Genomic DNA, 13,359 nt, shown 5'->3' on the forward strand with positions numbered 1-13,359 from the left:
TCAAATTAGTTTAACATAGTAGATGAATAGTCAAAATTGAGAGAGACAATGTCAGCAGATAACAACAAGAATCGTCGTCAAATGGCGTCAGGATGTGCGATTCATTGTCATGATTGCAGCATGGGTACACTTTGTATTCCTTTCACACTTAACTCTACTGAGTTAGATCAGCTTGATGAGATCATCGAACGTAAGAAGCCAATACAAAAAGGCGAACCGATTTTTAAATCTGGCGATCCGCTAAAGTCTTTATTTGCGATCCGTTCTGGCACAATCAAAAGCTACACCATTACAGAACAAGGCGATGAACAGATCACTGGCTTCCACTTAGCTGGCGATGTTATCGGCTTCGATGGTATTCATTCGCAATCTCATCAAAGTTTTGCTCAAGCCCTTGAAACATCGATGGTTTGTGAAATTCCTTACACCACTCTCGATGAGCTAACAGGTAAAATGCCTAAGCTTAGACAGCAGGTAATGCGCTTAATGAGTAATGAAATTCAAAGCGATCAAGAGATGATCCTGTTACTCAGTAAAAAGAATGCAGAAGAGAGACTTGCAGCCTTTATTAGTAACCTCGCTAAGCGCTTCGGTAGCCGTGGATTTTCACCAAGAGAGTTTCGATTAACAATGACTCGTGGTGATATTGGTAATTACCTTGGACTGACAGTTGAAACTATCAGCCGCTTACTTGGCCGTTTTCAAAAGGCAGAACTAATTGAAGTTAAAGGTAAATACATTACCATTTTAGATATTGACGCTTTGAGCGAATTATCAGGTAACAGTAATATTGCGCGATAGGATTTAATCGGCAATCAGCTTGATCTAAAACAATATAAATTCATCGCAATCATGCAAGATGGAACTGGACGATATTTAGATAAGGAAACGGCTATGATGGACTATCAGAAACTCCTTGTGGTTGTCGACCCAACGACAGAAAAGCAGGCGGCTCTTGCTAGAGCCGTTGAACTCGCCTCAGAAAGCAAAGCCGAAATAACGGTCTTTTTATCTATTTTTGACTTCTCCTACGAGATGACTTCGATTCTGTCGGGCCAAGAAAGAGAAGCGATGCGCGAAGGTGTTATTAACCAACGTAAGGCTTGGATAGATGACATCATTAAACCTTACTGTAAAGATGGCATAAAGGTAACATCAGAAGTTATCTGGCATAACCGCCCTTTCGAAAGCATCATCAGACAAGCTATTGACGGTAATTACGATCTCATCGTTAAAGGCACTCACGAACACGATAAGCTTAAGTCGGTAATTTTCACGCCTACCGATTGGCACTTATTACGAAAAGCTCCAATCCCAGTACTGTTAGTTAAAGAGCAAGACTGGCCTGTTGCAGGTAAGATAGTCTGCGCGATTAATGTTAGTGCTGAAGATGACGCTAATGAAACCCTTAATGGTAAAATCATTACTCACGCCAGCAAACTCGCTAAGCAATTTAATGCTCAAGTGCATCTGGTTAACGGTTACCCTGGTACCCCAGTTAACTTAGCTATAGAGCTACCTGATTTCGATGCCCATACTTATAGTGAAACGATTAAGCTTCAGCACGAAGAACGTATTTGCTACCTTGCCAATGCTTATGGGATCTCTCCTGACTTTTGTCATGTAAAAGAAGGCTTACCAGAAGATGTCATCCCCGATCTGGCTGCTGAATTAGATGCTGAACTCGTGGTTTTAGGTACCGTAGGTAGAACTGGACTTTCTGCTGCATTAATCGGTAACACAGCTGAGCATGTCATCGACAGTATCAACTGTGACTTACTGGCGATTAAACCTGATGGTTATAAATCACCATTAGAAGAGGTCTAACCGCTATCTAAGCTTTACCCGAAGCCATTAAGCTGGAATAATACGCGCCCTGAACTATTGTGTACTAGGCGCGTTTTTTATGTCCGAAGAATTAACTCCACAACAAATCACTCGTATGACAAAACTGCAGAAGCGATTACGCACTGAAGTTGGTCGTGCAATTGGTGATTACAACATGATTGAAGAAGGTGACCGAGTCATGTGTTGCCTCTCGGGTGGCAAAGACAGTTACGCCATGCTTGATATCTTGTTGAACCTTCAGCAACGCGCTCCTATTAAATTCGAAATCGTTGCGGTTAACTTAGATCAGAAGCAACCTGGATTCCCTGAAGATATTTTGCCTGCGTACCTAGATACTCTAGGCGTGGCTTACCATATCTTGGAAAAAGATACATACTCTATCGTTAAAGATAAGATCCCAGAAGGCAAAACTACTTGCTCGCTATGCTCACGTCTACGCCGCGGTACTCTATATGGTTTTGCGCAGAAGATTGGTGCAACTAAAATTGCTCTAGGTCACCACAGAGATGACATCATTGAGACCATGTTCTTGAACATGTTCTTTGCCGGTAAGATGAAGGCGATGCCACCTAAGTTACTGTCTGATGACGGTGCTAACATGGTTATTCGTCCATTAGCCTACGCCCGCGAAAAAGATATTGCTGAATATGCTGCGCTTAAAGGCTTTCCAATTATTCCTTGTAACCTATGTGGCTCACAAGAAAACCTTAAGCGTGCAGCAGTCAAAGACATGTTAGTGCAGTGGGATAAACAGCATCCTGGTCGAATTGAAACCATTTTTACCGCAATGCAAAATACATCACCTTCTCAAGGTGTTGACCGCGAGCAATTTGATTTCTTATCATTAACTCGCGACCCTGATGCGCCGATGAGTGGTCAAGTTGCCGAGTCTGATCTGCCAGCATTCGATTTTGTTGATGTAGCAAATAACGGCCATATTAACCTTGATGCTGCTGCGCGAATTGACGTTGTAAGTACTTATACTCCTGAGTAGTATTAAAAAATACAATTAAAAAAGCCCTGATAATCAGGGCTTTTTTGTGGCAGGCTATCAGCTAAGCTTACTTCACAGTCCAAGGACTGATAACCTTTGGTGCTACAGAGGTTTTTAAGCTTGTTAAATTTGCCAATTGACTGGTTTCAAGGCGATAGGTGCCTGTAACAGGAATCGCTTTATCATCGATATAAACCGTCGCATCACCATCAAACTCTAAATTTAGACCTGCGATATCCGATGCGAAATAGCGCATTGGAAAACCTTGCATCTGACTCAGTAAAGCATTCATCTCTTGCTCTATCTGCACAAGCTCCGCTTGTGTGTAGCTCTGCTTGGTATTCTTTGCCCTTACTTGCATGGCAATTGCGCAAGTCTGAGCATCGCCTTCAACATTAAGATTAATCAAAGCGCGATCAGACTTAAGTTGAGCATCGTAAGGTAAAAACAACCTTTGGTCTTTAGTGATGGTTAATGGAAACGAGTCTTTTTCAGTCGTAATGGTTCCGTTTTTGACTTTACATCCATTGGCCTTAGACACTGAGAATGCAATTTCAACGAGCTGGTAATTACCTTTATTTACCTGCTTGAGGCGCTGATAAAAACTCTGGTACTCAAGTGAGATAGGCTGAGCCTGACTCACCGTTGAAATACCTAATAAGATACAGCTAAGCAGCAGTTGTTTTTTCATTATTATCCACTAAAAATCGTTGGTTTTGACGTAACATTTCAAGTAGCTCATCGATGTAAGCTTCTTGGCGTTCTGAATAGTTGATCAAGCCATAAACGAGATCTTGAGCTGTAGGCGTCTTATTTTCTGCGCGTAAGTCGGCTCTAATCGATCTCAATAAAGAATATGCGGCGTTTGAATTAAGGTTGCGCATGTATGAGGCTACGGAGTCTTCCACTGTTTTAAATAGTGCGACCTCATGGGACAAGCCTTCAGTTCGTGATTGAGGAACTAAGCCACAGCCTTTTCTAAAACACCATTGGCCGAAAAAGTTAAGCCCTTCACGTGCAAAACGAGATGTGCCCCAACCCGTTTCATTCGCGGCCTGGATTAATACCATTTCTTCGGGAATGACATCGACTCTTACGAGTAGTGTGTCGATATTGTTAATATTAAGGCTTCTAAAAGTATATTGATACTTTTCAGATATTTGCTGTAATCTAAACTCATCAGCCTCGGTAAGCGATTTGCCATTAACAATCTGGTTTCGAGTGGCAATTAAAAAGTCTCTTTCACCTTGAATAATCGCATTTTGATGTTTGATCGACGGCCGTAAAAACCCGAAAAATTCGCGTTTTTTCTCACTCACATCTCTAATGGCGGCAAAATCTGGTACTACACTGGCCACCTCAAGGTTTTTCACGGCTTTACCTATTACCGACGATTGCTCTTCCTTTGCTGGAATAAACACCAGTCTGATAAGTAGGAGTAGTGCAATAACTAATCCTAACGCGATAGTAAACAACCCAACTTTACCTGTTTTCACTCATTTTCCTTTCTAAGAATTACATCAAATTCACATTTAACTAATTTGATGGCTATTATATGCTAGCTTTAGCCGATAATACATCGCGAAAGTTTTAGTAATTTAGGTATAATTGATAGTCCTTTTTACAAGCTTTGGGTATTCAGGAAGGAGACCCTCAAAATGAAACACAATAGGCTTAATCAATATAACCATGTGGTAGCCATAGGTGGCGGGCATGGGCTGGGTCGAGTGTTATCTGCACTGTCTTTTTTAGGTCCTAAATTGACCGGTATTGTTGCTACAACCGACAATGGCGGCTCAACTGGACGCTTAAGGGCCGAACAAGATTGTATCGCTTGGGGTGACTTACGGAACTGTTTAACTCAATTGGCTAAACGCCCTTCCGTTGGCTCACTTATGTTTGAATACCGTTTTTCGGGTGCAAGCGAACTAAGTGGTCATAATCTTGGTAATTTGATGCTAATGGCATTAGATGAGCTCTGCGTACGGCCACTCGATGCGGTTAATTTAGTGCGTAACTTTTTAAATATTGATACGCGCCTCATTCCTATGTCTGAAGAACCTACGCATTTAGTTGCGCTGCAAGCCAGTGGTGAGAGTGTTTTTGGTGAAACCGATGTCGATAAGATGCAAGACACGCCAATTGCTTTGTCTCTGGATCCACAAGTTGAAGCAACCTGTGAAGCATGTGATGCAATACTTGAGGCTGATCTTATTATTTTGGGGCCGGGAAGCTTCTTAACCAGTATCATGCCACCTTTATTATTACCTAAAATTGCGCGTGCACTGTCAGAGTCAAAGGCCGAAGTGATCTTAGTCGATAACTTAACCGATGAGCCCTCACCCATCGCCAACTGCAGTTTGAGTAACAAGGTAAACTGGTGCCATCAAGTATTGGGGTTAAGGATTATCGATAAAATCCTTTGCAATGCCGATAGCCACTCTGAAGAAGATAACATCTGTTATTACCCGCTTCGAAGTTCACATCATGTTGGTTTACATGACAAACAAGCGCTGGCAGATGCATTATCTTTCATGGTTAGCCAGAAGCACTGTTTGCAAGAAGCTTAGCCACTCTTTAGGCAATAAAAAAGGACCTTATAGGTCCTTTTTTATTGGGCGAGAATGCCGTAATTTAAGCTTTGTGCATTAAAGTACTTTGGCGATAGCCGCACAGATCACAGGCATGTTTGCCTTAGTCATACCTGCTACACTGATCCGGCCTGAACCGACAATGTAGACTGCAAACTCGTCTCTTAAACGATTCACTTGCTCTTTATTTAGACCCGAGAAACTGAACATGCCATTTTGGCTTGAGATAAAGTCAAAATCTTGTTCTACACCCGCAGCTTTCAATGACTCAACAAACAGTGTACGCATCTCGGCGATACGCTCACGCATCTCTTTTAGTTCGTCATGCCAAAGCTGTTTCAGTGTGTCATCTTCTAAAATAGTGCTAACAATTAATGCACCGTGCGCTGGCGGATTAGAATAAGAGGCACGAATAGTGCTCTTAATTTGGCTAAATGCATTAACCGCTTCACCGCTGTTAGAAGCAACAACCGTTACTGCGCCGATCCGTTCATTGTAAAGACCAAAGTTCTTTGAGAATGAATTGGCAACAATCAATTCTGGTACGGTATTAGCGACAATTCGAAGCCCTTGCGCGTCTTCTTCAACGCCAGTGCCGAAACCTTGGTAAGCGAAATCAAACAGTGGCACTAACGATTTTGCTAGACATAGGTCAGCAACTTGCTGCCATTGTGCGTTATCTAAATCGATACCTGTTGGGTTATGACAACAGCCGTGAAGCAATACAAGATCGCCAGCTTCTGCAGTTTGTAAGTCGGCAAGCATGGCTTCAAAATCTAGACCATGAGTTTCCGCTTTATAGTAACGGTACTCAGCAATCTCTAATCCTGCTGTGCTAAAGATGTTGTTATGGTTTGCCCAGGTAGGGTTGCTGATCCAAATCTTGTTAGAGCTGGTATGGCGAACTAAGAATTCTGCCGCTACTCGTAGTGAGCCTGTTCCACCTGGAGCCTGTGCTGTTAAAGCTCGATCTTGTGCAATCACATCATGGTCAGCGCCAAATAATAATGTTTGCACAACTCGGTTGTAGGCATGTACACCTTCCATACCAAGGTAGCTCTTACTCTTCTCTGTGCCCAATAATTTTTCTTCGGCAAACTTTACAGACTTTAGAATAGGAGTCTGTCCTGATTCATCTTTATAAATACCCACGCCCAAGTTCACTTTGTTCTCGCGAACATCAGCTTTGAATGCATCTGTTAGGCCTAAAATTGGATCTGCAGGGGCCAGCTCAACCTGGGAAAATATCATTATGGCTTTCCTAAATATTAGAAGTGTAGGGTTTTCGGTGTATTTATAACATTGAAGCTATTGGGGAGAAAGAGAGATTTACGACTATTAGTAAATTTTGGGGCTTTGGGTTCTTTTTATCAGTTTTTTGCTGAAAAATATGAATATTCACAAATATTTGTAGTTCAAAATAACAATAATATAATTGAGTTAAGCGCAAAACAAAAAGCCTTCACACAAGTGAAGGCTTTCTATTTAAAACGATAAGAAAAAACAGCTATTAACCGATTTTTTCTAGACCGCCCATATAACCGCGTAACACTTCAGGCACTGTGATAGAACCATCTGCGTTCTGGTAGTTCTCAAGTACTGCCACTAATGTACGGCCTACCGCTAAGCCTGAACCATTTAGTGTGTGTAATAAACTTGGTTTCTTATCTGCTTTACCTTTATAGCGAGCTTGCATACGACGCGCTTGGAAATCTTGCATGTTACTGCAAGATGAAATCTCACGGTACGTATCTTGCGCAGGTAACCAGACTTCAATATCGTAAGTCTTAGCAGAACCAAAGCCCATATCACCGGTACATAACACAACTGTACGGTATGGCAGACCTAGTTTCTGCAATACAACTTCTGCATGGCCCGTTAGCTCTTCTAAAGCTTGCATTGAATCTTCAGGCTTAACAAGCTGAACCATTTCAACTTTGTCAAACTGATGCTGACGGATCAAACCACGAGTATCACGACCATAAGAACCAGCTTCACTGCGGAAACACGGTGTGTGTGCAGTCAGTTTGATTGGTAATTCGTCTTCTTCAACGATAGTGTCACGTACTAAGTTAGTCAGTGGCACTTCAGCCGTTGGAATTAGACTTAGACCTTGGCCTTCTTCAGTTGCAGGCTTAGTATGGAACAAGTCTTCGCCAAACTTAGGAAGCTGACCAGTACCCAGTAAACTATCTTCGTTTACAAGTAATGGCACGTAGGCTTCAGTGTAACCGTGTTCAGTGGTGTGAAGATCTAGCATAAACTGTGCAAGTGCACGGTGCATGCGAGCAATTTGTCCCTTCATCACGATAAAGCGTGAACCGGTAATCTTCACCGCATTTTTAAAGTCTAAGCCACCAACGTTTTCGCCAAGTTCAACATGATCTTTAGCTGCGAAATCAAATTCTTTTGGTGTGCCCCAACGACGTACTTCAACGTTTTCAGACTCATCAGCGCCAATTGGTGCAGACTCATCAGGTAAGTTTGGTACGCTCATTGCGATAGCGTTAAGTTCTTCAAGTAGAGCTGCTAATTCAGTCTTCTTAGCATCAAGCTCTTCACCTAGTGAACCAACTTGAGCCATTATTGGTGCAACATCTTCGCCTTTAGCTTTAGCTTGGCCAATCGACTTTGAGATAGCGTTACGCGACGCTTGTAGCTCTTCAGTAGCAACCTGCAAAGACTTGCGGGTTTCTTCAAGCTTGCTTAGACGTTCAACGTCTAAAATAAATCCACGAGTCGCAAGGCGCTCGGCTGTTACTTCTAATTCACTGCGTAAAAATTTTGGATCTAACATATTTTATTATCTTAATAGTTAAAAACGAGAAAAAACCAATTGCTGTCCCAGATAAACGACGAAAATACACACGCCGACATTAACAACAACATTGAATACAGCTTTAACCAAATATCCCTGTTGCATTAGCAGCAAAGTCTCATTGGAAAAAGTAGAAAACGTGGTTAGGGCCCCTAACATGCCAACCCCAATAAACGCCTTAAGCTCCGGGCTAAGTTCGCTTACTTGTCCGAGTGCAAAAATAACACCCATTAAAAACGAACCTAAAATATTAACGACAAGTGTACCAAAAGGAAATCCACTACCAAATACCTGAAGCATCAATAATGAGATAAGATAGCGCAAAACCGCACCAATTGAGCCGCCTAAGGCCACAAAAAGTACATTATTCATATCTTTTCACCTCACTGTGTTGATCAAGCAACTTTAGCTGAGCCAGTTTGTCCTTTATTCGCTTTTCAAACCCACGCTCTGTTGGATAGTAAAATTGCTGGTCCGTTAAAGATGGTGGCAAATATTGCTCACCACTAGCATAAGCATTTGGTTCGTCATGGGCATAACGATAACCTTCACCTTTACCTATCTCTTGCATCAATTGAGTCGGCGCATTACAAAGGTGCTTTGGTACTGGCTCGTGCCCCGTTTCCCGAGCAAGCTGCCTTGCCTTGGCAAAAGCGGTATACACCGCATTACTCTTAGGTGCACTCGCAAGATACAACACAGCTTGTGCGATGGCACGCTCACCTTCTGAGGGGCCAACACGATGAAAACACTCCCATGCATTAACGGCGACGGTCATCGCCATGGGATCGGCATTACCTATATCCTCAGAGGCAATGGCGAGTAGACGTCGGCCGATATAAAGCGGATCGCAGCCTCCCTCAAGCATTCGGCAATACCAATATAGTGCAGCATCAGGCGCCGAACCACGGATTGACTTATGAACGGCTGAAATCAAGTCGTAATATTGATCGCCGTTCTTGTCGAAACCAGCAAGTTGCTGCCCAGCAACCTGCACTATCATCTCTTCGGTGAAGGAGTCGCCGTCTTTAAGCATATCGCTTATCAGCTCGATAAGGTTTAACGCCTTACGTGCATCACCGTCACAAGTTTGCGCAAGCTTTAAGGCTACATCGGGTGGCAGCAGTAACTTACGTTTCCCTAGGCCACGTTCTTCGTCTTCAAGCGCTTGTTGGACTATTTGCCCGATTTCTTGCGCTTCAAGCTGTTTAATAACATAAACCCTAGCTCTGGATAATAATGCGTTGTTTATCTCAAATGACGGATTTTCTGTAGTTGCGCCAATAAAGATTACCGTACCATCTTCAATAAAAGGCAAAAATGCATCTTGTTGACTCTTGTTAAAACGATGTACCTCATCGACAAAGAGTAAGGTCCGTTGACCGCGAGACTGAGCCACATTTTTGGCATGTTCAATTGCGCTACGGATCTCTTTAACACCTGAGGTAACTGCAGAGATACGTTCAACATGGGCATTGGCATAATGTGCCACTAACTCGGCTAAGGTGGTTTTGCCTGTACCTGGCGGCCCCCAGAACATCATCGAGTGAGCTCTACCTGCCTCTAGCGCTTGGCGCAGGGGTTTACCCTCACCTAATAGATGAGTCTGACCTATATATTGCTCTAATGTTTCTGGCCTCATCCTAGCGGCTAAGGGCCTAAAATCTGGAGCGAAATCAAAACTGAAACTGGACACTAACTTCTCTTAATTTGGCGACTTCAAACGCTGATCATCGATATCAACATCATCTGGTACGATAAACTTAAACAGATCTTTATCATTTTCTGCAATAGGCGTTTGATTAGTCAGAGTGAAATCACTGGTATTCCCCTGCTGATCCTTTAACACCATTTTGGTCAATTGCTGTTGGTCAAAGCACACCTGCACTTCTGATACGCCGCTATCTTTATCTCTAGGGCTAATATCAAAACAGTCGCCTTGGTTAACCACATTATACTGCGACCATGTAGCTTCGTCTGAATGCACTAATAACGCGATAGGTGAAGCATTGATCGCCTGATTAATATCCATAACAGAAACTTCCTCTGCAAATGGATTATAGATCCAAACATCCGTGCCATCAGCAACGATTAAGGATTCATCTGGTGCGGTCAGGTGCCAGTAAAACTGGTTCGGGTGTGAAAGTGCAAATACCCCTTGCCCGGTTTGGATGACTTTGTGGTTGATATCGGTCACCGTCTGATTAAAGTTAGCTTTTAAGGTGTTGATTTCCTCTAGCTTTATTTTTAAATCATCCTGCCCTCCAGCCATAGCCGGTAGCTGATAAAGCAATGGCAGACTCAAGGCTGCAATCGTAAAAATCTTTTTCATTTTACTCTCCGAGAAAAGCCAAAATTAGGCTTAACGCTAAATCTAATTGGTAAGCTGTACTATACGTAATCTTTTGGCGGTGGTGGTGCTAGCACCTCACGGTTACCGTTATGTCCTTGGCTACTAACCACGCCCTGCATTTCCATCTGCTCGATAATACGGGCTGCGCGGTTATAACCAATTTTAAACTTACGTTGCACGCTTGAAATCGAGCCTCTACGTGTTTGAGTAACAAAGGCTACAGCTTCATCGTAAAGCGCATCGACATCTTCTTCTGCCTCGCTGGTTTCGCCAGGTAACAAGACTTGCTCACCCTCTGCAGAACCTTGCAAAATTTCCTCGATATATTGTGGCTTACCGCGAGCACACCAATCGGCGACCACTTTATGGACTTCGTGATCATCAATAAATGCACCATGAACGCGGTTCGGTACGCTAGTACCCGGTGGCAGATATAACATGTCACCCATACCAAGAAGCGTCTCAGCACCTTGTTGATCAAGAATGGTGCGAGAATCGATACGCGAAGACACTTGGAACGCCATTCTTGTTGGAATGTTCGCCTTAATCAAACCTGTAATCACATCAACCGAAGGTCTTTGAGTAGCCAAGATCAAGTGAATACCTGCGGCACGAGCTTTTTGCGCAATACGTGCAATCAGCTCTTCTACTTTCTTACCAACAATCATCATCATGTCAGCAAATTCATCGACGACAACCACAATTGAAGGCAGTTTATCTAATTCAGGTGCTTCAGGATCCATACTGTCTGATGCTTTCCAAAGCGGGTCAACAATAGGCTGGCCTGCCTCTTTAGCATCTTTAATCTTGGCGTTGTAACCTTTTAAGTTACGCACACCAAGGGCCGACATCAGTTTATAACGACGCTCCATCTCGCCCACACACCAACGCAATGCGTTAGAGGCTTCTTTCATGTCGGTTACTACTTCACACAATAGATGTGGAATACCTTCATAAACCGATAATTCAAGCATCTTAGGGTCGATCATGATAAAACGCACGTCATCTGGGCCTGACTTATAAAGTAAGCTGGTGATCATTACGTTTACACCCACGGATTTACCCGAGCCCGTGGTACCTGCTACCAATAGATGTGGCATCTTGCCTAAATCAACCACTACAGGTTTACCACCAATATCGGCGCCTAATACCATGCTTAAGTGCGATGGGTCTTCTCTAAAAGCGTCGCAGTCGAGTACGTCGCGCATAAATACTGTTTCACGGAACTTATTTGGTAGCTCAAGGCCCACATAAGCTTTACCCGGAATAACTTCAACGACACGCACGTTTTCAGCAAGTAATGAACGGGCTAGGTCTTTAGATAAGTTTGTGATCTTAGAAGCTTTAATCCCTGGCGCCAATTCAAGTTCAAAACGCGTAACAACAGGGCCAGGATAAACACCAACCACATTAGCGGTAATATTAAAGTCAGCTAGCTTTACTTCAACTAGCTTACCTATTTGCTCAAGCTCTTCTTCGGTTATCGGATTCTTCTTACGATCGGGTATATCGAGTAGAGAGATACAAGGTAGAGGCGCCATAGGTGGACGTTCTTGCTCTGGCTCTTGCCCTGGAAGCACTACAATGCCATCGACTACCTTAGCCTTTTGTTCTTCATTTGGCTTAACCGTGTCGATTGAGCCTATAGATGCTGTGTTATCAAAGTCGATTGACTCAACATTAGCTGAGGTCTCATTGTTTGCTACATCGCTGACCCAAGGTGCAGCAATTTGTGGTTCTGCAGACAGTGATGCATTAACAATAGGTTCAGCAATATTAGAAAAATCTACAGAAGGCTCTATGATTTGCGGCTCTATCCTAGGTTGAACGCTATCAATCTTAGGCTTGTCTTTTTCTTTGTCTTTGTTAACTGTGACCGTGTTGGCCGTGGGAGTCTCTTCGAAGGACTCTTCATCTATGTTGGTATTGCGGCGTTCTTTAAAACGCTCGACCACAGATAAAAAACCTCTAGTGTCTTCGGTATCACCCATTTCAGGCTTGAATTTGTTTGGTAGCTCTTTAATGGTTCTAAAAAACCATATTGTGGCGTAGCCCGTTAAGTCAACAACGGTTAACCAGCTAATGCCCGTGAGCAAGGTAAAGCCCGCGCCAACAAAGCATAGTAATAGTAATGTTGTGCCTAGGCTATTAAAGTAAGGCAGCATTGCTTGACCAATAACATCGCCTGCTACGCCACCAGCAGAGAAACCATAGATCCCATTGGCGTTCATGCTCGCTAGCGCGGCAAGGCTGAACACGATAAGTAAGAATCCGATTAAACGCAGACCTACAGAAAAGTAGTCGATTTCTAGCAACTTATGAGTACGCTTAAATAGCAACCATCCCGTTAAAGCGATAATGATTGGAATGATGTAGGCGCAATAACCAAAAAAATAAAATAAGACATCGGCTAACCAAGCGCCTACGGCTCCGGTCAGATTATTAATTTCGCCATCAAAATTAGATTGACTCCATCCAGGATCAGAAGAATGGAAACTGCTTAAGGCGATAAGGACGTATGTCGCCATCATGCAACAAAAAATAAGACTACCTTCTAGTAATCTTTGGACGCCAGAGAGCGTTTTAACACTATTTCCCTTAGACAATGGAAAACCTACACTAAAAAAACGTTAATTAAGGACAAGATACCAGAAAATAAGACTTTATGCAGCGTTTGCGACTTCTGAAGACAAGTGAATATTTATTCAACCGAACACTTTGCATCAATTTGTATCTTTTGGGATTTTGTATAAAA

General features: G+C 42.9%; 12 protein-coding genes. 4 read left to right on the forward strand and 8 right to left on the reverse strand.

Features of this window, described 5'->3' with window-relative positions; all coding sequences use genetic code 11:
- Positions 1-48: 48 nt before the first annotated feature.
- From etrA to ttcA, 3 genes are all read left to right on the forward strand, one after another.
- Positions 49-801 carry an FNR family transcription factor gene (gene etrA / locus K5Q73_RS09880; protein WP_220760614.1) on the forward strand — a complete coding sequence of 251 codons (753 nt, stop codon included), beginning with the start codon at positions 49-51 and terminating at the stop codon, positions 799-801.
- 93 nt (positions 802-894) lie between these two features.
- Positions 895-1,827 (forward strand): universal stress protein UspE, encoded by a 933-nt coding sequence (gene uspE, locus K5Q73_RS09885; protein ID WP_220760616.1) that lies wholly within the window; start codon positions 895-897, stop codon positions 1,825-1,827.
- 79 nt (positions 1,828-1,906) lie between these two features.
- Entirely contained in the window at positions 1,907-2,842 is a 936-nt protein-coding gene (gene ttcA / locus K5Q73_RS09890) for a tRNA 2-thiocytidine(32) synthetase TtcA (RefSeq protein WP_220760618.1), read from the forward strand.
- Positions 2,843-2,909: 67 nt separating this feature from the next.
- On the opposite strand, the gene K5Q73_RS09895 is transcribed toward ttcA, so the two are convergent.
- Together K5Q73_RS09895 and K5Q73_RS09900 are read right to left on the reverse strand one after the other, a co-directional pair.
- On the reverse strand, positions 2,910-3,533 hold the full coding sequence (locus K5Q73_RS09895) for a DUF2987 domain-containing protein (protein ID WP_220760620.1): 624 nt from the start codon (positions 3,531-3,533) through the stop codon (positions 2,910-2,912).
- On the reverse strand, positions 3,511-4,338 hold the full coding sequence (locus K5Q73_RS09900) for a glucosaminidase domain-containing protein (RefSeq protein WP_220760622.1): 828 nt from the start codon (positions 4,336-4,338) through the stop codon (positions 3,511-3,513). Before K5Q73_RS09900 ends, K5Q73_RS09895 begins: the two co-directional genes overlap by 23 nt.
- Before the next feature lie 162 nt (positions 4,339-4,500).
- On the opposite strand from K5Q73_RS09900, the gene yvcK reads away from it, so the two are divergent.
- Positions 4,501-5,412, forward strand: a complete 912-nt coding sequence (gene yvcK, locus K5Q73_RS09905) for a uridine diphosphate-N-acetylglucosamine-binding protein YvcK (RefSeq protein WP_220760624.1) — start codon at positions 4,501-4,503, stop codon at positions 5,410-5,412.
- A 78-nt stretch (positions 5,413-5,490) separates the two neighbouring features.
- On the opposite strand, the gene K5Q73_RS09910 is transcribed toward yvcK, so the two are convergent.
- The 6 genes from K5Q73_RS09910 to K5Q73_RS09935 form a co-directional block, all read right to left on the reverse strand.
- A complete protein-coding gene (locus K5Q73_RS09910) occupies positions 5,491-6,684 on the reverse strand; it encodes an amino acid aminotransferase (protein WP_220760626.1) in 1,194 nt (397 codons plus the stop codon).
- Between the two features lie 259 nt (positions 6,685-6,943).
- Positions 6,944-8,230: a serine--tRNA ligase gene (gene serS, locus K5Q73_RS09915; protein ID WP_220760628.1), complete on the reverse strand. Its 1,287-nt coding sequence runs from the start codon at positions 8,228-8,230 to the stop codon at positions 6,944-6,946.
- Positions 8,231-8,248: 18 nt separating this feature from the next.
- The gene (gene crcB / locus K5Q73_RS09920) at positions 8,249-8,623 is read right to left on the reverse strand and encodes a fluoride efflux transporter CrcB (RefSeq protein ID WP_220760630.1); all 375 of its coding nucleotides are present in this window, start codon (positions 8,621-8,623) and stop codon (positions 8,249-8,251) included.
- On the reverse strand, positions 8,616-9,947 hold the full coding sequence (locus K5Q73_RS09925) for a replication-associated recombination protein A (RefSeq protein ID WP_220760632.1): 1,332 nt from the start codon (positions 9,945-9,947) through the stop codon (positions 8,616-8,618). The genes crcB and K5Q73_RS09925 overlap by 8 nt, the downstream gene beginning before the upstream one ends.
- A 9-nt stretch (positions 9,948-9,956) precedes the next feature.
- Entirely contained in the window at positions 9,957-10,583 is a 627-nt protein-coding gene (gene lolA / locus K5Q73_RS09930; RefSeq protein WP_220760634.1) for an outer membrane lipoprotein chaperone LolA, read from the reverse strand.
- A gap of 59 nt (positions 10,584-10,642) precedes the next feature.
- The gene (locus tag K5Q73_RS09935) at positions 10,643-13,210 is read right to left on the reverse strand and encodes a DNA translocase FtsK 4TM domain-containing protein (RefSeq protein WP_220760636.1); all 2,568 of its coding nucleotides are present in this window, start codon (positions 13,208-13,210) and stop codon (positions 10,643-10,645) included.
- Between the last annotated feature and the right edge of the window lie 149 nt (positions 13,211-13,359).

Source organism: Shewanella sp. MBTL60-112-B2, from assembly GCF_019655055.1.
GTDB lineage: Bacteria > Pseudomonadota > Gammaproteobacteria > Enterobacterales > Shewanellaceae > Shewanella.

What these genes read in the sequence shown, in the direction of transcription:
- etrA (WP_220760614.1), top strand. Translation starts at nt 49, where the DNA reads ATGTCAGCAGATAACAACAAGAATCGTCGTCAAATGGCGTCAGGATGT.
- uspE (WP_220760616.1), top strand. Translation starts at nt 895, where the DNA reads ATGATGGACTATCAGAAACTCCTTGTGGTTGTCGACCCAACGACAGAA.
- ttcA (WP_220760618.1), top strand. Translation starts at nt 1,907, where the DNA reads ATGTCCGAAGAATTAACTCCACAACAAATCACTCGTATGACAAAACTG.
- K5Q73_RS09895 (WP_220760620.1), bottom strand. Translation starts at nt 3,533, where the DNA reads ATGAAAAAACAACTGCTGCTTAGCTGTATCTTATTAGGTATTTCAACG.
- yvcK (WP_220760624.1), top strand. Translation starts at nt 4,501, where the DNA reads ATGAAACACAATAGGCTTAATCAATATAACCATGTGGTAGCCATAGGT.
- K5Q73_RS09910 (WP_220760626.1), bottom strand. Translation starts at nt 6,684, where the DNA reads ATGATATTTTCCCAGGTTGAGCTGGCCCCTGCAGATCCAATTTTAGGC.
- serS (WP_220760628.1), bottom strand. Translation starts at nt 8,230, where the DNA reads ATGTTAGATCCAAAATTTTTACGCAGTGAATTAGAAGTAACAGCCGAG.
- crcB (WP_220760630.1), bottom strand. Translation starts at nt 8,623, where the DNA reads ATGAATAATGTACTTTTTGTGGCCTTAGGCGGCTCAATTGGTGCGGTT.
- lolA (WP_220760634.1), bottom strand. Translation starts at nt 10,583, where the DNA reads ATGAAAAAGATTTTTACGATTGCAGCCTTGAGTCTGCCATTGCTTTAT.